Here is a 21,318-nt window from a genome sequence, read left to right as displayed (position 1 = left end):
GGCCCCGTACGTTCTCATTCCGGGTGGCAGCAGCCCCGGGGCCACGGCAGACCTCCCGGCTTGACCGGGTCCTCGCTTACGATGGCCGTTGCGGTGGGGCACCCCTGCCGTGCCCGTGTACGAACCAGTGCCAGGCCCGACCGGCAAGGAGACCAGCCTCAGTGTCCGTCCTCACCAAGCTCATGCGTGCAGGCGAAGGCAAGATCCTGCGCAAACTGCACCGCATCGCGGACCAGGTCAACTCCATCGAAGAGGACTTCGTCAACCTCTCCGACGCCGAGTTGCGGGCGCTCACGGACGAGTACAAGGAGCGCTACCAGAACGGCGAGAGCCTGGACGACCTGCTGCCCGAGGCGTTCGCCACGGTCCGCGAGGCCGCCAAGCGCGTCCTGGGCCAGCGCCACTACGACGTCCAGATCATGGGTGGTGCCGCGCTGCACCTCGGCTACGTCGCCGAGATGAAGACCGGTGAGGGCAAGACCCTCGTCGGCACGCTGCCGGCCTACCTGAACGCGCTGTCCGGCAAGGGCGTCCACCTCATCACGGTGAACGACTACCTGGCCGAGCGCGACTCCGAGATGATGGGCCGCGTCCACAAGTTCCTGGGCCTGTCCATCGGCTGCATCCTGGCCAACATGTCCCCGGCGCAGCGCCGCGAGCAGTACGCCTGCGACATCACGTACGGCACGAACAACGAGTTCGGCTTCGACTACCTGCGCGACAACATGGCGTGGTCGAAGGACGAGCTGGTCCAGCGCGGTCACAACTTCGCCGTGGTCGACGAGGTCGACTCGATCCTCGTCGACGAGGCCCGTACCCCGCTGATCATCTCCGGCCCGGCCGACCAGGCCACCAAGTGGTACGGCGACTTCGCCAAGCTGGTCACCCGCCTCACCAAGGGCGAGCCCGGTCAGCCCCTCAAGGGCATCGAGGAGACCGGCGACTACGAGGTCGACGAGAAGAAGCGCACCGTCGGCATCCACGAGGCCGGTGTCGCCAAGGTCGAGGACTGGCTCGGCATCGACAACCTCTACGAGTCGGTCAACACCCCGCTCGTCGGCTACCTGAACAACGCCATCAAGGCGAAGGAACTGTTCAAGAAGGACAAGGACTACGTCGTCATCGACGGCGAAGTCATGATCGTCGACGAGCACACCGGCCGTATCCTCGCCGGCCGCCGCTACAACGAGGGCATGCACCAGGCGATCGAGGCGAAGGAAGGGGTGGACATCAAGGACGAGAACCAGACCCTCGCCACGATCACCCTCCAGAACTTCTTCCGCCTCTACTCGAAGCTGTCCGGCATGACCGGTACGGCCATGACCGAGGCCGCCGAGTTCCACCAGATCTACAAGCTGGGCGTCGTGCCGATCCCGACGAACCGGCCGATGCAGCGCAAGGACCAGCCCGACCTCATCTACCGCACCGAGGTCGCCAAGTTCGCGGCGGTCGTCGACGACATCGCGGAGAAGCACGAGAAGGGCCAGCCGATCCTGGTCGGCACCACCTCGGTCGAGAAGTCCGAGTACCTCTCGCAGCAGCTCTCCAAGCGCGGCATCCCGCACGAGGTCCTCAACGCCAAGCACCACGAGCGCGAGGCCACGATCGTCGCCCAGGCGGGCCGCCGCGGCGCGGTCACGGTCGCCACGAACATGGCCGGCCGTGGTACGGACATCAAGCTCGGCGGCAACCCGGACGACCTCGCCGAGGCCGAGCTGCGCCAGCGCGGCCTCGACCCCGAGGAGCACATCGAGGAGTGGGCGCACGCCCTGCCCGAGGCGCTCGCGAAGGCCGAGGCGGCCGTGAAGGCCGAGTTCGAAGAGGTCAAGGAGCTCGGCGGCCTGTACGTCCTGGGCACCGAGCGCCACGAGTCCCGCCGTATCGACAACCAGCTGCGCGGCCGCTCCGGCCGTCAGGGCGACCCCGGCGAGTCCCGCTTCTACCTGTCGCTGGGCGACGACCTGATGCGCCTGTTCAAGGCCCAGATGGTCGAGCGCGTCATGGCGATGGCCAACGTCCCGGACGACGTGCCGATCGAGAACAAGATGGTCACCCGCGCCATCGCGTCCGCCCAGTCGCAGGTCGAGACCCAGAACTTCGAGACCCGCAAGAACGTCCTGAAGTACGACGAGGTCCTCAACAGCCAGCGCGAGGTCATCTACGGCGAGCGCCGCCGCGTCCTGGAGGGCGAGGACCTGCACGAGCAGGTGCGCTTCTTCATGGACGACACCATCGACGCGTACATCGCGGCCGAGACGGTCGAGGGCTTCGCGGAGGAGTGGGACCTGGACCGGCTGTGGGGCGCGTTCAAGCAGCTCTACCCGATCAAGGCCACGGTGGACGAGCTGGAGGAGGCCGCGGGCGACCGCGCCGGCATCACCTCCGAGTTCATCGCGGAGTCCGTCAAGGACGACATCCACGAGCAGTACGAGGAGCGCGAGAAGCAGCTCGGCTCCGACATCATGCGCGAGCTGGAGCGCCGCGTGGTGCTGTCGGTCCTCGACCGCAAGTGGCGTGAGCACCTCTACGAGATGGACTACCTCCAGGAGGGCATCGGCCTCCGGGCCATGGCGCAGAAGGACCCGCTGGTCGAGTACCAGCGCGAGGGCTTCGACATGTTCAACGCCATGATGGAGGGCATCAAGGAGGAGTCCGTCGGCTACCTGTTCAACCTGGAGGTCCAGGTCGAGCAGCAGGTCGAGGAGGTCCCGGTGGCGCCCTCGCTGACGAAGGACGACGCGATCCCGGCGGCCCGTCCGGAGATCCGCGCCAAGGGGCTGGACGCCCCGCAGCGCCCCGACCGCCTGCACTTCTCCGCGCCGACCGTGGACGGCGAGGGCGGTGTCGTCGAGGGCGACTTCGAGGACGGCCTGCCCGAGGGCGACGGCCTGACCCGCGCCGAGCGCCGCAAGGCGCAGAAGGCCGCCGGCGGCCGCCGCCGCAAGAAGTAGCGGAACCGCGCCCGAGGGCGCGCGCCCGCCCGGCCGTCCCGCGGGCGGCGGGCGGCGGTCACGGGCGGGGGCCGATCTCGACGGCGGCGCACCGCCAGCGCTGGTCGCGGCCCTGCTCCAGGCGGAAGGCCATGGCGGCGAGCCGGCCGCCGTTCGCGATGCGGGCGAACGCTTCGAGGACGCCGTCGGCGGGCTCGCGGGCGTCGCAGTGCCGCAGCAGCGGGCCGGCCTGCCCGGCCGGGCCCAGCGGGCTGCCGGGGGCCAGCTCGACCAGCTGCTCGTACGCCTCGCCGATGGTGTGGCCGAGCATCCAGTGCACCGGGCGGCGGCCGCTGAGCACGGCGAGCAGCCGTTCCGCGAACCAGTGCTGGGGCGTGGGCCGGCGCGGGGTGCGCGGACCGGCCGGCGGCCGGCGCCGGTCGCGGCGGCCCGCGGGTGCGGGCCGGGTGCCGGCCGTGCCGCGGGCGGGCCGCCTGGTCGGGGCGGTCATGGTGCTGGTCATGCGATCCCCTTCGCTTACCGGTCGGTAACGTGGTCGGGGATCTTGTTACGGGGGCTCCGGAGGGCCCGCAACGGTCCGTAACCGGCCCCCACCGGAGCCTCTGACTCCACCTATCCGGGTGACGCCTCGGACGACGCCCCAGGTCAGGGGCCCGGGCCGCCGGGCGGTGGTGGACGGGGGCGGGAACGGGCCCAACGGCCCGAAGGGGGACCGGCGGCCGTATCCTGAGGGCGTTCCCGACTACGGAAAGCAGCCGGCCATGCGCGTGTACGTCCCCCTGACCCTGCCCGCCCTCGCCGAGGTGCACCGGTCGGGCGAGCTGGGCCCGGCCCCGCTGCGCGCCTACGCGGTCACCCCCGCGCTGCGCGAGTGGCTGGGCTCGGACGACATCGAGGAGCTGGAGTACGCCGCCCTGGGCCGCGCCGCGCTCGCCTCGCTGCAGCTGCTCGCCGAGGACCCCGCGGCCGCCCGCCGCCGGGTCGTGCTGGCCGTGGACGTCGCCGACCGGTCCGTCACCCCGGAGCCCGCCTCGGACGAGGCGAGCCTGGGCCGGGTGGCCGTCGCCGGCGACGTGCGGCTGACCGCCGCGGGCGCGGTGCACGCCGACGCCGACGACGCCGGGCCGGACGTGAGCGCCGCCGCGGCCGCCGTGCCGGCCGCCGCCGGGGGCGACGCCAAGGCCCAGGACACCGTGGACGCAGCCGAGGACCACGAGCTGCTCTGGTACGGCGTCCAGGAGATCCCCAACCTGATCGGCGGCTGAACCGCCGGCCGGAGCGGGTACCGTCGACCCATGCGCACGGGGATAGACGACGGCACGGGCGACGGCACGGGCGACGGCACGGGCGAGGGCACGGACGAGGGCACCACCGCAGGGGTGACCGCACCGCACATCGTGTGGGACTGGAACGGCACGCTGCTCCACGACATCCACGCGGTGATCGAAGCGACGAACGCCTCCTTCGCGGAGCTCGGCCTGGCGCCGATCACCCTGGAGCGCTACCGCGAGCTGTACTGCGTACCCGTCCCGAAGTTCTACGAGCGGCTGCTCGGCCGGATGCCCACCGAGGCCGAGTGGCTCGTCATGGACGACGTCTTCCACCGGCACTACTGGGCGTGCGCCGAGGACACCGGGCTGACCGACGGGGCCCGCGAGCTGCTGCGGGACTGGCAGGGCGCCGGGCGCACCCAGTCGCTGCTCTCCCTGGCGCCGCACGAGAGGCTGGTGCCGCTGGTGCGCACCCACGGCATCGACCACCACTTCGTCCGCGTCGACGGCCGCACCGGGCCCTCGCACACCACCAAGGCCGGGCACCTGGTGCGCCACCTGGAGGCCATGACGGGCGTCGAGGCGACCCGTACCGTCCTCATCGGGGATGCGGTCGACGACGCCCTCGCGGCCGCGCACGTGGGCGCCAGGGCGGTCCTGTACACCGGCGGCTCACACAGTCGGCGCAGTCTCTCGGCGGCGGGTGTTCCGGTCGTGGACACCCTCGCGGAAGCCGTCCACACCGCGTGGGAACTGGCTCAATAGTCACTGGAGTGCGCGCGGGTCCCGCGTCGCTGTCCAGAGTGTCAAAGTTACCCCCCATGTTTTGTACACATACAGCTCATGACGCGGACGGGGGAGGTGGGGATAGCCTTGACCCGTGATCAGCGCGATATCCATCGGGGGCGCCGAAGCCCCCGGCCTGCGCCCGGCGCACTTCCGTGCCCGGGCCGCCGCTGGTTCCCTCCGCCGGGGCAGCCTGCCAAGGAAGTCGATCTTGGCTGAAACTGTTCCGGCGTTTTCCTTTTACGGCATAGCGTCGGCACCGACACCGGACACCCCGCGTCGCGGCGCTACGTCGTTCCTTCCTTCACCTACGTCACGCAACGGCGCGCGACAGGAGCCATGAGGACATGCAGACCAAGCTGGACGAAGCAAAGGCCGAGCTGCTCGCACGGGCTGCCCGGGTAGCTGAGAACAGCCCGGCCGGGGGGCTACTTCCGACTGGGTCCGAAAAGGCCGGGGGTCCCGACCAGGACACCGTGCTGTCCTACCTCCAGCGCTACTACCTGCACACCGCTCCCGAAGACCTGGTCGGGCGGGACCCCGACGACGTCTTCGGAGCAGCCCTTTCGCACTACCGGCTCGCCGAGGTCCGCCCGCAGGGCACCGCGAACGTGCGCGTCCACACCCCGACCGTCGAGGAGAACGGCTGGACTTCCAGCCACTCCGTCGTCGAGGTGGTCACGGACGACATGCCGTTCCTCGTCGACTCGGTCACGAACGAGCTGTCCCGCCAGGGCCGCGGCATCCACGTGGTGATCCACCCGCAGGTCGTCGTCCGCCGCGACGTCACCGGCAAGCTCATCGAGATCCTCGGCCCGGACTGCGCCCACCCGTCGCCCGACCGCCACCCCGAGCTGAGCGCCTCCGGCGCGCAGGGCCGACTCGGCGCCGCCACCGAGCGCCCGCACGACGCCGTCGTCGAGTCGTGGATCCACGTCGAGACCGACCGCGAGACCGACAAGGCCGATCTCAAGCAGATCACCGTCGACCTGCTGCGCGTCCTGTCCGACGTCCGCGAGGCCGTCGAGGACTGGGAGAAGATGCGCGAGGCCGCGCTGCGCATCGCCGAGGGCCTGCCCGACGAGCCCACCGCCCCCGACCTGCTCCCGTACGAGCTGGAAGAGGCCCGGGAGCTGCTGCGCTGGCTCTCCGACGACCACTTCACCTTCCTCGGCTTCCGCGAGTACAACCTCGTCGACGGCGACGCCCTCGCGGCCGTCCCCGGCACCGGCCTCGGCATCCTGCGCTCCGACCCGCAGCACAGCGAGGACGAGGGCCACCACGGCCACCCCGTCTCGCCGTCCTTCAACCGGCTGCCGGCCGACGCCCGCGCCAAGGCCCGCGAGCACAAGCTGCTCGTCCTGACCAAGGCCAACAGCCGCGCCACCGTGCACCGCCCCTCGTACCTCGACTACGTCGGCGTCAAGAAGTTCGACGCCGAGGGCAACGTCGTCGGCGAGCGCCGCTTCCTCGGCCTGTTCTCCTCGGCCGCGTACACCGAGTCCGTCCGCCGCGTCCCGGTCATCCGCCGCAAGGTCGCCGAGGTCCTCGAAGGCGCCGGCTTCGCGCCGTCCAGCCACGACGGCCGCGACCTGCTCCAGATCCTGGAGACCTACCCGCGCGACGAGCTGTTCCAGACCCCGGTCGACAAGCTCCGCGAGACCGTCACCTCCGTCCTGTACCTCCAGGAGCGCCGCCGGCTGCGGCTCTACCTGCGCCAGGACGAGTACGGCCGCTACTACTCGGCCCTCGTCTACCTGCCCCGCGACCGGTTCACCACCGCCGTCCGGCTCCGCCTGATGGACATCCTGCGCGAGGAACTCGGCGGCACCAGCGTCGACTTCACCGCCTGGAACACCGAGTCCGTCCTGTCCCGCATCCACTTCGTCGTCCGCGTCCCGCAGGGCACCGAGCTGCCCGACCTGACCGACGCCGACGCCGAGCGCGTCGAGAACCGCCTGGTCGAGGCCGCCCGCTCGTGGTCCGACGGCTTCCAGGAAGCCCTCGTCGCCGAACTCGGCGAGGAGCGCGCCGCCGAGATGATGCGCCGCTACGGCGACGCCTTCTCGCAGGGCTACAAGGGCGACCACTCGCCGCGCGCGGCCGTCGCCGACCTGGTCCACGTCGAGCGCCTCAAGGCCTCCGACCGCGACTTCGCGCTCTCCCTCTACGAGCCGGTCAACGCAGGCCCCGGCGAGCGCCGCTTCAAGATCTACCGTCAGGGCGACCAGGTCTCCCTCTCCGCGGTCCTCCCGGTCCTCCACCGCCTCGGCGTCGAGGTCACCGACGAGCGCCCGTACGAGCTGCGCTGCGCCGACCGCGCCCAGGCCTGGATCTACGACTTCGGCCTGCGCATGCCGGCCGGCTCCGGCAACGGCGACCTCGGCGACGACGCCCGCGAGCGCTTCCAGGACGCCTTCGCGGCCGTCTGGCAGGGCGAGGCGGAGAACGACAACTTCAACAGCCTGGTCCTCGGCGCCGGGCTGACCTGGCGCCAGGCCGTGGTGCTGCGCGCCTACGCCAAGTACCTGCGCCAGGCCGGCTCCACCTTCAGCCAGGACTACATGGAGGACACCCTCCGCAACAACGTCCACACCACCCGGCTGCTGGTCTCCCTCTTCGAGGCGCGGATGTCCCCGGGCCGCCAGGCCGCGGGCACCGAGCTGATCGACGCCATGCTGGAGGAGCTCGACGGGGCCCTGGACCAGGTCGCCTCGCTCGACGAGGACCGCATCCTGCGCTCCTTCCTCACCGTCATCAAGGCCACCCTGCGCACCAACTTCTTCCAGAAGAACGCCGCGGGCGAGCTGCACTCCTACGTGTCGATGAAGTTCGACCCGCAGGCCATCCCGGACCTGCCGGCCCCGCGCCCGGCGTTCGAGATCTGGGTGTACTCCCCGCGCGTCGAGGGCGTCCACCTGCGCTTCGGCAAGGTCGCCCGCGGCGGTCTGCGCTGGTCCGACCGCCGCGAGGACTTCCGTACGGAGATCCTCGGCCTGGTCAAGGCGCAGATGGTGAAGAACACCGTCATCGTCCCGGTCGGCGCCAAGGGCGGCTTCGTCGCCAAGAACCTGCCGGACCCGTCGGTGGACCGCGACGCCTGGCTCGCCGAGGGCATCGCCTCGTACAAGATCTTCATCTCGGCGCTGCTCGACATCACCGACAACATGGTCGGCGGCGAGGTCGTGCCGCCGCAGGACGTGGTCCGTCACGACGAGGACGACACCTACCTCGTCGTCGCCGCCGACAAGGGCACCGCGACCTTCTCCGACATCGCCAACGGCGTCGCCGAGTCGTACGGCTTCTGGCTGGGCGACGCGTTCGCCTCCGGCGGCTCCGCAGGCTACGACCACAAGGGCATGGGCATCACCGCCCGCGGCGCCTGGGAGTCCGTCAAGCGGCACTTCCGCGAGCTGGGCCACGACACCCAGACCGAGGACTTCACCGTCGTCGGCGTCGGCGACATGTCCGGCGACGTCTTCGGCAACGGCATGCTGCTCTCCGAGCACATCCGCCTGGTCGCCGCCTTCGACCACCGGCACATCTTCATCGACCCGAACCCGGACGCGGCCACCTCGTACGCCGAGCGCCGCCGCCTGTTCGAGCTGCCGCGCTCCTCGTGGGCCGACTACGACACCTCGCTGCTCTCCGCGGGCGGCGGGATCCACCCGCGCACGGCGAAGTCCATCCCGCTCAACGCCCAGATCCGGGAGGCCCTCGGCATCGAGGCCGGCGTCTCCAAGATGACCCCGGCCGAGCTGATGCAGGCCGTGCTCACCGCTCCGGTCGACCTGGTGTGGAACGGCGGCATCGGCACGTACGTCAAGGCCACCGCGGAGACCCACGCCGAGGTCGGCGACAAGGCCAACGACGCCATCCGCGTCAACGGCGCCGACCTGCGGGCCAAGGTGGTCGGCGAGGGCGGCAACCTCGGCCTGACCCAGCTGGGCCGGATCGAGTTCGCGCACCACGGCGGCCGGGTCAACACCGACGCCATCGACAACAGCGCGGGCGTGGACACCTCCGACCACGAGGTGAACATCAAGATCCTGCTCAACGCGGTCGTCGCCGACGGCGACATGACGGTCAAGCAGCGCAACAAGCTGCTCGCCGACATGACCGACGAGGTCGGCCGGCTGGTGCTGCGCAACAACTACGCGCAGAACACCGCCCTGGCCAACGGTGCCGCCCAGTCCGCCAGCCTGCTCCACGCGCAGCAGCGCTTCATGCGCCGCCTCGGCCGGGACGGGCAGCTGGACCGGGCGCTGGAGTTCCTGCCGAACGACCGGCAGATCCGCGAGCTGCTCAACAGCAACAGGGGCCTCACCCAGCCCGAGCTGGCCGTGCTCCTCGCGTACACGAAGATCACGACGGCGGACGAGCTGATCGTCACCGGGCTGCCGGACGACCCGTACCTGCGCGGGCTGCTGCACGCGTACTTCCCGCAGGCGCTGCGGGACCGGTTCCCCGAGCAGATCGAGAGCCACGCGCTGCGCCGCGAGATCATCACGACGCTGCTGGTCAACGACACCGTCAACACCGGTGGTTCGACGCTGCTGCACCGGCTGCGCGAGGAGACCGGGGCGTCGCTGGAGGAGATCGTGCGGGCCCAGCTCGCGGCCCGCGAGATCTTCGGACTGGCCGAGGTGTGGGACGCGGTCGAGGCGCTGGACAACCAGGTCCCGGCGGACGTCCAGACCCGGATCCGGCTGCACTCGCGGCGGCTGGTCGAGCGCGGTACGCGCTGGCTGCTCAACAACCGGCCGCAGCCGCTGCAGATCACCGAGACCATCGGGTTCTTCAGCGAGCGGGTGGCGCAGGTCTGGGCCGAGCTGCCGAAGCTGGTGCGCGGGGCGGACCTGGAGTGGTACCAGCAGGTCCTCGACGAGCTGACCGGTGAGGGCGTGCCGGACGAGCTGGCGGCGAAGGTGGCAGGCTTCTCGTCGGCGTTCCCGACGCTGGACATCGTGGCGATCGCGGACCGGACCGGCAAGGACGCGCTGGACGTGGCCGAGGTCTACTACGACCTGGCGGACCGGCTGTCCATCACGCAGCTGATGGACCGGATCATCGATCTGCCGCGTGCGGACCGGTGGCAGTCGATGGCACGGGCGTCCATCCGTGAGGACCTGTTCGCCGCGCACGCCGGGCTGACGTCCGACGTGCTGGCGGTCGGGAACGGCAGCTCCACGCCGGAGCAGAGGTTTGCGGCGTGGGAGGAGCGGAACGCGGCGATCATCGGGCGGGCGCGGACCACGCTGGAGGAGATCCAGGGGTCGGACGACTTCGACCTCGCGAACCTGTCGGTCGCCATGCGGACGATGCGCACCCTCCTGCGCACGCACAGCTGATTCACGGGGCTCCGCCCCGACCCCGCGGAAGGGGCCCGCACCACATCGCTGGTGCGGGCCCCTTCCCGCGTCCGCGCCTCAAACGCCGGCGGGGGAAATCAAGCCCCTCCGGCGATTGAGGAGCGGGGTTCGGGGCGGAGCCCCAAGGGGTCAGGCAGCGGTCGCGGCGGCGTAGGCGTCGCAGACCTCGGCGGTGGGGCCGTCCATGCGGAGGGTGCCGGACTCCAGCCAGAGGGTCCGCGTGCACGTCTCGCGGATCGTGGCCAGGGTGTGGCTGACCAGGAAGACCGTGCCCGCCGAAGCGCGGAGCTCGGCGATACGGCGCTGACTGCGGCGCTGGAAACGCGCATCACCCGTGGCCAGCGCCTCGTCGATCATCAGCACGTCATGCCGTTTCGCCGCCGCGATGGAGAAGCGGAGCCGGGCCGCCATCCCCGACGAGTACGTCCGCATCGGCAGCCCGATGAAGTCCCCCTTCTCGTTGATCCCGGAGAACTCGACGATCTCCTCGTACCGCTCCTGGACCTCGCGCCGCGACATGCCCATCGCCAGCCCGCCCAGCAGGACGTTCCGTTCCCCCGTCAGATCGTTCATCAGCGCCGCGTTCACGCCCAGCAGCGACGGCTGCCCGTCGGTGTAGACGCGGCCGCCGGCGGCCGGCAGCAGCCCGGCGATCGCCTTCAGCAGGGTGGACTTTCCGGAGCCGTTCGAGCCGATCAGCCCGATGGCCTCGCCCCGGTACGCGGTGAACGAGACCCCCCGCACCGCATGCACCTCCCGCACGCCCGGCACCGTCTTCCGGGAGAAGATCCGGCTCAGCGCGGACGTGGCACTGCCCCGGCCGCCCCCGGCGCCCTGCACCTTGTACACGACGTGGACGTCGTCCGCGATGACGGTGGGGATCCGCTCAGCCACGCCCGTACACCTCCTCGGCCCGCCAGAAGTACACGTACCCGCCGATCCCGGCCAGCAGCGCCCAGCCGGCGGCCAGCGGCCAGGCGTGGTGGGGGAGCTGCCCGCGGTGGAAGCTGTCGAGCAGCGCGAACCGCATCAGGTCGATGTAGAGCGCGACCGGGTTCCACTGGAAGGCGGCGGCCACGAACTCCGGCAGCTGCCGGCTCTGAAGGGTGGCGCCGATGTTCCACATGACGCCGGAGAAGTACATCCAGGTCCGCAGCACGAACGGCATCAGCTGGCTGACGTCCGGCAGCCGGCTCCCGATCCGGGCCATCACCAGGGCGCAGCCCGCGCAGAACACGGCGAGCAGCAGCAGTGCCGGCAGCGCGAGCAGCCACGACATGCGCGGCCGCTGCCCGAACACCAGCAGCAGCATCAGCAGCGCGCCCATGGTGACCATCAGCTGCTGGAACAGCTGCACCACCGTGGACAGCGGCAGTGCGGCCCGCGGGAACTGCAGGGCCCGGACCAGGCCGAGGTTCCCGGAGACCGCCCGGGTGCCGGAGTTCAGCGCGCTGCTGAAGAAGTCCCACACGAACACGCCCGTGACCAGGTACGGGATGAACTGCGGGGTGTGCCGGCTCTGGCTGAGGACGATGCCGAAGATGAAGTAGTAGACGGCCGCGTTCAGCAGCGGGGTCATCAGGTGCCAGACCTGGCCCAGCCGGGCCGTGCTGTACGTGGCGCTCATCCTGGCCGAGGCGAAGGCGGTGACGAACTGCCGCCGCCCCCACAGCTGCCGGGTGTACGCGCCGAGCCCCGGGCGGGCCCCGCTCCGGCTCAGGCCGTGGGCCGCGGCCAGCCGGGCCGCCTCCGCGGAGACGGGGCGGGCGGCGAACTCGGCGGCGGTCGGCACGGGGGGCGGGCCGGTCCGGGACGGTGCGGGTGCGGTCGTCACGCTCACGGGGGTCGCTTTCGACGGGGGCACGGACGGAGGCACGACGACGGGACGGAACCGTATCGTCGCAACGCCGAGACTAGGATGCCGGTACGTCGGAACGCAACCGTATCGTCGTGACGTGACCGCCCGGTATGCTCGGTCCATGACGACCGACGCCACCCCGCCGCCCGGCCCGCGCCGCGCCCCCGCCGGGGCCGCCGTCCTGCGGGAGGACGTCACCGAGGCGATCCGCGCGGCCGTCTTCGAGGAACTCGCCGCCGTCGGCTTCTCCCGGATGTCGATCGAGGCCGTCGCCCGCCGGGCCGGCGTCGGCAAGACCGCCGTGTACCGCCGCTGGCGCTCCAAGCTGCACCTGGTCCTCGACCTGGTGTCCGCCTTCGCCGTGCAGGGCCTGCCCGCCCCCGACACCGGCTCCCTGCACGGCGACCTGCGCGCCCTCCTGGAGGTCATGGCCCACGTGCTGCGCCACCCGGTGGCCTCCCAGGTGATCCCCGACCTGCTCGTCGAGGCGGCCCGCAACCCGGAGATCGCCCAGACCGTACGGGACGTCCTGCTGCGCAGCGAGACCGAGATCGCCGGCGAGGTGGTCCGGGCCGCCGCCGCCCGCGGCGAACTGCCCGCGGACACCGACCCGGAACGCGCCCTCGACCTCGTCATCGGCCCGCTCTACTGGCGGCTCGTCGTCGTCCGCGGCGACCTGCCCGACGGCTACCTCGACGACCTCGCCCGCGCCGCCGCCGCCGGCCTGGCGGCCGCCCGGCCCTGAACCGGCCCCGATCAGGCCCCGAGCAGGCCCGAGCCCGCCGCCCGCTCAGTCCAGCGTGAGCCGGTCGAAGCCGCGCAGCCCGCGCCGCTGCGCAGGGGCCCCCGCCGCCGGACCGCCCGCCGGCGCCGCCGGAGCCGGCCGGCGGTCCTCCAGCGGGACGAACTCCGGCAGGCCCGTGCTCTGCCCCAGGAACACCCGGCGCACCACCCGCTCCGCCGCGTGCCCGTCGTCGTACTGGCAGAACCGGGCCCGGAACGCCGACCGCAGCTGCGCCGAGCGCGACCCCTGCCAGTGGCCGGTCGCGAAGATGTCCACCAGCTCGTCCTCGGTGCGGGCGATCGCCCCCGGCGGCTGCGCCCGCAGGTCGAAGTACGTGCCGCGGGCCGCCTCGTACGCCTCCCAGTCGTCCGCGTGGATCACGATCGGCCGGTCCAGCGAGGCGTAGTCGAACATCAGCGACGAATAGTCCGTCACCAGCGCGTCGGACGCCAGGCACAGCTCCTCCACCGACGGGTGCCCGGACACGTCGATCAGCCGCGGGTGCACGTCCTCGCTCAGCGGCCCGCCGCCGTACGTGAGGTGGCTGCGGGTCAGGATCGTGAACCGCGGACCCAGGTCGCGCAGCACCCGCTCGAAGTCCAGGTGCACCGGGCGGCTGCGCCGGTAGTCGCGGTGGGTGGGCGCGTACAGGATCGCCGTCGTGCCGGGCGCGATGCCCAGCCGCTCCCGCAGCTCCGCCACCTCGCCCGCGCCGGCCCGCTGGAAGACGTCGTTGCGCGGGTAGCCGTACTCCAGCGTCGTGTACGCGGACGGCAGCGCCTTCTCCCACACCAGCGTGGAGTGCCGGTTCGCCGACAGCAGGAAGTCCCACTGGTCGGCGCCGTGCAGCAGGGCCGCGAAATCGGTGGTCGGGGTCGCCGCCGGCCGGTCCAGCAGGTCCAGCCCCACCCTCTTGAGCGGGGTGCCGTGCTGCGTCTGCACCAGGACCTGGCCCGGGCGCTTGACCAGACCGCGGTCGAAGTTGACGTTCGTGACCAGGTACGTGGCCCGGGCCAGCGCCGTCCAATAGGCCCGGGTGCCCGGCCGCAGCCGCCGGGTCTGCGCCGGCACCGTGCCCTCGTGCTCCGGCCCGCAGATCCACGCGGTCCGCACCCGCGGCACCAGCTCGCGCACCTTCTCCTCGATGGCCGCCGGATTGCACGCGTACCCGCCGTGCCAGTACGCGCTGAACACCGCCAGATCCGGGCGGAGCGGCAGCATCCGCTGGAGCCGGTAGTGGAGCAGCAGCATCCCCTTGGACAGCGCCCGGCCCAGCGCCCGCAGCCGGCGGCCGGAGCGCAGGGCCCCGGCCCGGACGGCCGCCAGCGACCGGTAGATCCCGTGGGTGCCCAGCCGCAGCACCGCGTGCCGCAGCCGGGGCACGGCGGCCGGGGCGGCGCCGCGCACCCGGTAGCGGCGCAGCTGGGCGCGGGCCCGCCGGAAGTACTCGCCGCGGGTGCCGCGCGGCAGCCGCCCGCGGGAGGCGAGCAGCCGGGCGTGGTGGTCGGCCATCCGCCGGTACAGCAGCGGCCGCCAGCGGTCCAGCGCGGGCCGCTCCGCGAGGAACGCGAACAGCCGGTCGTACTGGTCGAAGACGTCGAAGTGCCGGCGGGACTCGGTGGTCATGATGGAGCCGGTGCGGCGCTGCCGGTAGTGCACGCACACCCGGTCCAGCACCGCGACCGACTCGGCGGTCAGCAGCACCGGCGCGGTCCACGGGGTGTCCTCGTAGTAGCCGGGCGGGAAGGCGAAGGCCTCGCGCTCGACGAACTCCCGCCGGTACGCCTTGTTCCAGACCACCATCAGCACGCCGAGGAGCGCCGGCCGGTCCTCGGCACGGAAGGACACCGGGCCGTCCTCGTGCAGGCGGTGCGAGAGCTGGTTGCGGACGGTCTCGCCGGTCCAGTAGGACCGGGCGTAGTCGTAGACGAGGACGTCGGGGCCCCCGGTCTCCTTGAGGCGGTCGTCGATGGCACGCAGGGCGCCCGGCGCCAGGACGTCGTCGCTGTCCAGGAAGATCAGGTAGTCCCCGGTGGCCCGGGCCAGCCCGGCGTTGCGGGCCGGGCCCAGGCCCACGTTGTGGGGCAGGTGGACGGCCGTGACCCGCGGATCTCGGGCCGCGTACGCGTCGATGATCGATCCGCAGGCGTCCGGGGAGCAGTCGTCCACGGCGATCAGTTCGAGATCGGGGTACGACTGGGACAGGACCGAGTCGAGACTGTCCTGGAGGTACGCCTGGACCTTGTACGCGGGCACGATGACGCTGAACCGGGGCACGTCACATCCAGGGGTGGGCGCGGGCATATTTTTCCCGGCAACGCCCGTACCCGGCACCGGGTTACGCAGGTTGCGGCATCCGGGTTACGCAGCGTCACTTCACCGCGCCGGCCATCACCCCCGCGGTGAACTGCCGCTGGAACGCGAAGAACACGACGAGCGGCACCGCCATCGACAGGAAGGCGCCCGGCGCCAGCACGTCGATGTTGTTGCCGAACTGCCGTACCTGCTGCTGGAGGGCGACCGTGACCGGAGGGTTCGAGGAGTCGGCGAACACCAGCGCCACCAGCATGTCGTTCCACACCCACAGGAACTGGAAGATGCCCAGCGAGGCGAGCGCCGGGCCGCCCAGCGGCAGCACCACCCGCGCGAACAGCCGCAGTTCGCCCGCGCCGTCGAGCCGGGCCGCCTCCAGCAGCTCCCGCGGGATGCCCGCGAAGAAGTTCCGCAGCAGGAACACCGCGAACGGCAGCCCGAAGGCCGTGTGGAACAGCACCACCCCGGCCGTGGTCTCGAACAGGCCCACCGCGCCGAAGAGTTCGGACACCGGGATCAGCGCCACCTGGACCGGCACCACCAGCAGCGCCACCACCCCGAGGAACAGTGCGTCCCGGCCCGGGAACTCCAGCCAGGCGAAGGCGTATCCGGCGAACGCACCCAGCACCAGCACCAGCAGCGTGGCCGGCACGGTGATCAGCACGGTGGACAGCAGCGAGCCCGTGATGTGCTCGTCCGACAGCAGCGCCGTGTAGTTCCCGGCGGTCAGCCGGGACGGCGCGCCCAGCACCTGCCACCAGCCGCCGGCGGCCAGGTCCGCGGAGGAGAGCAGCGAGGACAGCAGCAGGCCGAGGGTGGGCAGCAGCCAGAACAGGGCGGCCGCCACCAGGAACACCCGCACGGCACCGCCGCCGGCCCGGGCGGCCAGGCGGGCGGTGCGGCCGCCCGCGGGCCGCGGCCGGCCGGTCACCGGCTGCTTCCGGGTCGCTGCCTGCCGCTTCCGGCCGGTCACCGGGAGGCCTCCTTCCGCATCCGGCGGATGTTGAACAGCATCACCGGCACCACCAGCACCAGCAGCAGCACCGCGATGGCCGAGCCCACGCCCTGGTCGGCGTCCGGGCCGAACGCGGTCCGGTACAGCTGGAGCGCCAGCACGTTCGCGTCGTCCTGCACCGAGCCCGGGGCGATCACGAACACCAGGTCGAAGATCTTCATCACGTTGATGACCAGCGTCACCAGCACCACCGCCAGCACCGGCGCCAGCAGCGGCACCGTGATCCGGCGGAACACCTGCCACTCGTTCGCCCCGTCCACCCGCGCCGCCTCCAGCAGCTCCCGCGGCACCGCCGCCAGTCCCGCCCCGATCAGCACCATCGCGAACCCCGCCCACATCCACACGTACGCACCGATCACCGCCGGCGTCACCAGCGTCGGACCCAGCCAGGCCACTCCCGCGTACGGCTCGGCGAAGTTCGACGCGGGCAGCCGCAGCACCGCACCGGCCGCGGCCGCCGGCAGGGTGAAGGTGCCGTCCGGCCGGGCCCGCGCCGACGCGACCACCGTGCCGTCCCGGACCGCCTCGATCCGCATGCCCGCGTACCCCGGCTCGCCCGGGTCCACCGCGTCCCGCCGGCCGCCGCCGCCCCGCGTGAAGTCCTGCCAGGCCGTGCCCGTCACCCGGCCCGGTTCGGCCGCGGCCGGCCGCGCCGGACGGGTCCCGTCCGGCAGCGCCTCCGGGGGTACGCCGACCAGCGGCAGCAGCACCGGTACCCCCGCCCGGACCGGCGTACGGGTCACGAACCCGCCGCCCGGATCCGGCAGCAGGGCCGCGTCCGGGCGGGGCCGGGCCCGCGGGAACGCCGACGCGGGGGCGAACGTGTCGTGCACCCCCACCCACACCGCGTTCGCGACCCCGCGCTCCGGGTCCTGCTCGTACACCAGCCGGAAGACGATGCCCGCCGCCAGCATCGAGATCGCCATCGGCATGAACACCACCAGCTTGAACGCGGTGCCCCAGCGGACCCGTTCGGTCAGCACCGCGAACACCAGGCCCAGGGCGGTGGCCACCGCAGGCGCCAGCACCACCCAGACCGCGGTGTTCGCGAGCGCGGTGCGGATCGCCGCGTCGTCCAGCAGCGCCGCGTAGTTGTCGAGACCGACCGGGCGGTCGCCCGTACGGTCGTACAGGCTGCGGTGGACGGAGAAGCCGATCGGGTACACCACCAGCGCACCCAGCAGCACCAGCGCGGGCAGCAGGAAGGCCGCCGCGACGGCCCTCCGGCGCCGGCGCTCCGACCCGGCGGGGGTCACCGGATCAGTTCTTTCCGTAGGCCTTGGCGGCGTCGGCCTCCAGCCGCTGCTGGGTGCCGGCCACGTCCTGCGGGTTCTTCAGGAAGTCCTGGAGCGCCTTCCACTCGCCGGCCCCCGGGGTGCCGCCGAACGCCGCCGGGGCCTGGTCCGACATGTCGAAGCGGAAGTCGTCGCCGGCGGCGATCAGCGCCTTGGCGATGTCCCGCTGGATGGCGTTCGGGTAGGCGGCCGGGTCGACCTTGCGGTTGGGGGAGAGGAAGCCGCCCTGGCGGGCCCAGACCGTGGCCGCGTCCGGGGAGGCCAGGAAGGTGAGCAGGGCCTGGGCGCCCTTGGACGGCTTCAGCGCCACGGCCACGTCGCCGCCGGAGACGACCGGGGCCTTCGCGCCGACCTTCGGGAACGGGAAGACCTTGGCGTCCGTGCCGATCTTCGCGCCGGTCTCGGCGATGTTGACGGCGACGAAGTCGCCCTCGAAGACCATGGCCGCGGCCGGGCGGTCGCCACCGGTGAAGGTCTGCGTCACCGACTTCGGGAACTCGGTGGCCAGCGCGCCGGTCTGACCGCCCGCCAGGAAGTCCTTGCGGCCGAAGAGCTCGCCGAGGGTCTTCAGGGCGGCGGCCACGCTGGGATCGGTCCACTTGATCTCGTGCCGGGCCAGCCGGTCGTACTGCTCGGGGCCGGCCTGGGAGAGGTAGACGTTCTCGAACCAGTCCGTCAGCGTCCAGCCGTCCGCGCCGCCGACCGAGACGGGGGCGGTGCCGGAGGCCGAGACGGTGTCGGCGGTGGCCAGGAACTCCTGCCAGGTGGTGGGGACGCGGGCGCCGGCGTTCTCGAAGGCGGCCGTGTTGTACCAGATCAGGGACTTGTTGGCGGCCTTGAAGTACACGCCGTACGGGGTGCCGCCGACCTGGCCGAGCTTCTTCCAGCCGTCGGCGTAGCCGGCGTCCAGCTGGGCGCGGGCCTCCGGGCCGAGGGGATGGGCCCACTTCTTCTCGACCGCCTGGACCAGGGCGCCGGCCTGCGGGAGCAGGGCCACGTCCGGGGGCTGGCCGCCGGCGATCTTCGAGCCGAGGAAGGTGACGATGGGGTCCTGGGCCGGGACGAAGGAGACGTCGGCGCCCGTCCGCTTCTCGAACTCGTCCAGGACCTTGGTGAAGTTCGCCTGCTCGGGGCCGGTCCAGACGGCGGCCACCGAGACCTTTGCGCCGTCCAGGCGGGGTAACTCGACGGTGGCGGCCGGTGTCTTCGCCGGGGGGTCGTCGGTCTTGCCGCCCCCGCAGGCCGTGGCCGCCAGGCCGCCGGCCACCGCCAGTGCCGTCCAGGTGCGTGCTCGTCGTGCCGTGCTGCCGTGCATGGGCACCCCCGTGTCGCCGCGTCCGGTTCCGGTCCCTCAGGCATACGCCGCGCCCCCGCCTCCCGCAATACCGCCTCCCGATCCGACCCCGGGGCGGATGTTGAGCCCCGCCGGCGTTTGAGGCGCGGGGTGCGGGGCGGAGCCCCGGATCTTTGAGCCGCGCCGGCGATTGAGGCCGGCCCCTCAGGGGGTCGGGGGAAAGGGGGCGGTGGGGGCCGAGACAAGGGCGGCGGCCCGATCCAGCGCACTGGCAAGCAGCGCCAGGTCCGTCGGACCATTGCCCAGCTCACGGACCGGCCGACGAGCCGGAGGGTCACCCATCCGCTCCCATTCCAGCGGCACCACCGTCGGGCGGAGCGTCGCCGTCCGCGGAATGCGGCCCGTGACCCGGCCACCCTGGAAGGGAACGCCCGGCCCGCCGGAGCCACCGTGCAGGACACCACGCCCGGGCACGGCCTCGTCCCCCGTCCCCAGTTCCACCCGCAGCCCCGTCAGCCGCGCCTCGTCCCCCCGCCCGGCCGCCGCCACGAGATGCACGCCCACCGCCCCGCCATCCCGCGCCACCGCCTCCAGCGCCCGTACCACCGAGCCCGCCGCCGGCCTCCCGGGGCTGCCCAGCGCCGGCGCCACCAGCGCGTCGAAGTCGTCCACGACCACCACCAGCCGCGGCAGGGGCGGCTGCCCGGCCGGCTCGGTACGGGCCGTCCCGGCCCGCAGCCGCAGCGTCCCCGATCGCTGCGGGTCCAGATCCCCGCGCAGCTCCGCCGCACTCGGCGCCCGCGGAGCCACCATCCGCCCCGCGACCTCCCGCTGCGCATGCCACTGCGCGAACGGCACTCCGTCCAGCAGCTCCGCCCGCCGCTTCAGCTCCGCCCCCAGCGCCTGCGCGAACTCCCGCATCCGCACCGGGTCCGACGCCACCAGGTGCGCCGACACGTGCGGCAGCTCGGTACACGGCAGCAGGCCCTCACCGCGGTCCCCGCCGGCCCCGTCGACCAGCAGCAGGCCCAGCCGGTCCGGCCGGGCGGCCGCGGCCAGCGAGGCCGTGACCGTACGCAGCAGCTCCGTGCGGCCGCTGCCGGCCGGCCCCTCGACCAGCAGGTGCGGGCCGTCGGCGACCAGTTCGGCCCCCACCGGACCGCCGCGCCCCCGGCCGAGCACGACCTCCGCCAGTCCGCCGACCTGCTGCCCCTCGTCGGTCGCGGCCGCCCAGCGGGCCATCAGCGACGCCGGGGTGGCCCGCGCCAGCCCCAGTTCGTCGAGCAGCCGGGCGGTCGCCGGCAGCGCAGCGGCGGGCCGCTGCGGGCCTGCCTCGCCGCCCTCGGCGCGCAGCGGGGCCAGCGCCCGGGCGAACCGCTCCGCCCAGGCGGCCGACACCGCGTCCGCGGTCACGGTCTCGCCGTGCCCCGCGGGCCGCCCACCGGTCACCGGCAGCACCCGCAGGGCGGTGGCCACGTCGCCGCTGAGCAGGGCGGCCGTACCGCAGTCGCGGAAGGCGGGGGAGGCCGCGCAGGCCGCCTCGTACGTGTCGGACACCGGCGAGGCCGGGGAGGCGGCCGGGGTCTCGGCCAGGCAGAGGAGATGGATGCCGACGGCCGGACCGTGCACGGCAAGCCGGGCCACGGCGTCCCGCAGCGGGCCCGGTCCGGGGTCGCCGTCGAGGACGACGACCGTCCGCGGACCGCGGTACGCGGCCGCCGCCCGGGCCACCGCGGACCGGTCGGCCGAGGCCCAGCCGGGGCCGAGCGGGCCGTCGTCGAGACGCCGGGTCAGCTCGGCCGTACGGGCCGCCGCCTGGTCCTTGTCGTACGCGAGCAGCAGGCGGCAGTCCTGGCCGTGCGCCGGGCGCACGTGGGGCAGCCAGCCGAACCAGGCCCAGTCCGTACGGCGCTCGGCCGCCGGGCGGGCGCGGTCGGTGGCCAGCAGGACCAGCTCCAGGTCCTGCGGGGCGTGCAGGGCCGCCAGCTGGGCGACCGTCCACCGGGCCAGGCCCAGCAGCCGGGCCCGCGGCCCGGCCACTCCCAGCGCGCCGGTCCCGCGCAACGACACCGCGCACCCGTGCCCGAGCCGTACGGTGAACGCGTCCGCGTGCTCCGGCCCGCGCTCCCACAGCAGCGGACCCGGCCCGAGCGCGGTCAGCAGCAGCGTGGCGGCGTCCGGCCGGACGTCCGGCACCGCCACGGCTTCGCTCCCGCCGCCGTCCACGACCTCCGCGGCGGCGACCGCCGGCCCGCCGCCGTCCCGCCCGAAGCGCCGACGTGCCCATGCCCCGAGCCCGCGGCGGGGGGCGGCGGCGGGCACGGGTTCTGCTTGTGCCGCCGCACCGCCGACGGCCGCCTGCCCGGGAACCCCGAGCAC

The 21,318-nt window shown here is 72.9% G+C and carries 13 protein-coding genes; 5 read left to right on the top strand and 8 right to left on the bottom strand.

Annotation, left to right across the window (positions count from 1 at the left end):
• Positions 1-161: 161 nt before the first annotated feature.
• Positions 162-2,951, top strand: a complete 2,790-nt coding sequence (gene secA, locus LG634_RS32020; RefSeq protein WP_226739071.1) for a preprotein translocase subunit SecA — start codon at positions 162-164, stop codon at positions 2,949-2,951.
• 58 nt (positions 2,952-3,009) lie between these two features.
• On the opposite strand, the gene LG634_RS32015 is transcribed toward secA, so the two are convergent.
• The gene (locus tag LG634_RS32015) at positions 3,010-3,453 is read right to left on the bottom strand and encodes an Rv3235 family protein (protein ID WP_372482530.1); all 444 of its coding nucleotides are present in this window, start codon (positions 3,451-3,453) and stop codon (positions 3,010-3,012) included.
• Positions 3,454-3,712: 259 nt separating this feature from the next.
• On the opposite strand from LG634_RS32015, the gene LG634_RS32010 reads away from it, so the two are divergent.
• From LG634_RS32010 to LG634_RS32000, 3 genes are all read left to right on the top strand, one after another.
• Complete coding sequence (locus LG634_RS32010) at positions 3,713-4,216, top strand: DUF6912 family protein (protein WP_226739069.1); 504 nt, start codon at positions 3,713-3,715, stop codon at positions 4,214-4,216.
• 30 nt (positions 4,217-4,246) lie between these two features.
• Positions 4,247-4,987, top strand: a complete 741-nt coding sequence (locus LG634_RS32005; protein WP_226739068.1) for an HAD family hydrolase — start codon at positions 4,247-4,249, stop codon at positions 4,985-4,987.
• A gap of 368 nt (positions 4,988-5,355) precedes the next feature.
• On the top strand, positions 5,356-10,359 hold the full coding sequence (locus tag LG634_RS32000) for an NAD-glutamate dehydrogenase (protein WP_226739066.1): 5,004 nt from the start codon (positions 5,356-5,358) through the stop codon (positions 10,357-10,359).
• A 150-nt stretch (positions 10,360-10,509) separates the two neighbouring features.
• On the opposite strand, the gene LG634_RS31995 is transcribed toward LG634_RS32000, so the two are convergent.
• Positions 10,510-11,274: an ABC transporter ATP-binding protein gene (locus LG634_RS31995; protein ID WP_226739064.1), complete on the bottom strand. Its 765-nt coding sequence runs from the start codon at positions 11,272-11,274 to the stop codon at positions 10,510-10,512.
• Entirely contained in the window at positions 11,267-12,220 is a 954-nt protein-coding gene (locus LG634_RS31990) for an ABC transporter permease (protein ID WP_443729025.1), read from the bottom strand. The genes LG634_RS31995 and LG634_RS31990 overlap by 8 nt, the downstream gene beginning before the upstream one ends.
• Before the next feature lie 139 nt (positions 12,221-12,359).
• Here LG634_RS31990 and LG634_RS31985 point away from each other — a divergent pair, with 139 nt between their 5' ends.
• The gene (locus tag LG634_RS31985; RefSeq protein WP_226739062.1) at positions 12,360-12,983 is read left to right on the top strand and encodes a TetR/AcrR family transcriptional regulator; all 624 of its coding nucleotides are present in this window, start codon (positions 12,360-12,362) and stop codon (positions 12,981-12,983) included.
• Between the two features lie 45 nt (positions 12,984-13,028).
• Here the strand turns inward: LG634_RS31985 and LG634_RS31980 are convergent, their stop codons facing one another.
• From LG634_RS31980 to LG634_RS31960, 5 genes are all read right to left on the bottom strand, one after another.
• Positions 13,029-15,299: a bifunctional glycosyltransferase/CDP-glycerol:glycerophosphate glycerophosphotransferase gene (locus LG634_RS31980; protein WP_226739060.1), complete on the bottom strand. Its 2,271-nt coding sequence runs from the start codon at positions 15,297-15,299 to the stop codon at positions 13,029-13,031.
• A 94-nt stretch (positions 15,300-15,393) separates the two neighbouring features.
• Positions 15,394-16,266, bottom strand: a complete 873-nt coding sequence (locus tag LG634_RS31975) for a carbohydrate ABC transporter permease (protein WP_226739096.1) — start codon at positions 16,264-16,266, stop codon at positions 15,394-15,396.
• Between the two features lie 38 nt (positions 16,267-16,304).
• Positions 16,305-17,606: an ABC transporter permease subunit gene (locus LG634_RS31970; RefSeq protein WP_226739058.1), complete on the bottom strand. Its 1,302-nt coding sequence runs from the start codon at positions 17,604-17,606 to the stop codon at positions 16,305-16,307.
• Positions 17,607-17,610: 4 nt separating this feature from the next.
• Positions 17,611-18,960, bottom strand: coding sequence for an ABC transporter substrate-binding protein (locus tag LG634_RS31965; RefSeq protein ID WP_226739056.1), 1,350 nt, complete (start codon positions 18,958-18,960; stop codon positions 17,611-17,613).
• Positions 18,961-19,143: 183 nt separating this feature from the next.
• Positions 19,144-21,318, bottom strand: a 2,175-nt coding sequence (locus tag LG634_RS31960) for an FtsK/SpoIIIE domain-containing protein (RefSeq protein WP_264203868.1), incomplete at its 5' end; no start/stop codon positions are given.

Source organism: Streptomyces bambusae (assembly GCF_020532645.1).
Lineage (GTDB): Bacteria > Actinomycetota > Actinomycetes > Streptomycetales > Streptomycetaceae > Streptomyces > Streptomyces bambusae.
This window is presented reverse-complemented; position numbering and strand designations above follow the sequence as displayed.

Excerpts from the sequence above, each read along its gene's own strand:
- LG634_RS31965 (WP_226739056.1), bottom strand. The coding sequence starts at position 18,960 with ATGCACGGCAGCACGGCACGACGAGCACGCACCTGGACGGCACTGGCG.
- LG634_RS32005 (WP_226739068.1), top strand. The coding sequence starts at position 4,247 with ATGCGCACGGGGATAGACGACGGCACGGGCGACGGCACGGGCGACGGC.
- LG634_RS32015 (WP_372482530.1), bottom strand. The coding sequence starts at position 3,453 with ATGACCAGCACCATGACCGCCCCGACCAGGCGGCCCGCCCGCGGCACG.
- LG634_RS31985 (WP_226739062.1), top strand. The coding sequence starts at position 12,360 with ATGACGACCGACGCCACCCCGCCGCCCGGCCCGCGCCGCGCCCCCGCC.
- LG634_RS32010 (WP_226739069.1), top strand. The coding sequence starts at position 3,713 with ATGCGCGTGTACGTCCCCCTGACCCTGCCCGCCCTCGCCGAGGTGCAC.
- LG634_RS32000 (WP_226739066.1), top strand. The coding sequence starts at position 5,356 with ATGCAGACCAAGCTGGACGAAGCAAAGGCCGAGCTGCTCGCACGGGCT.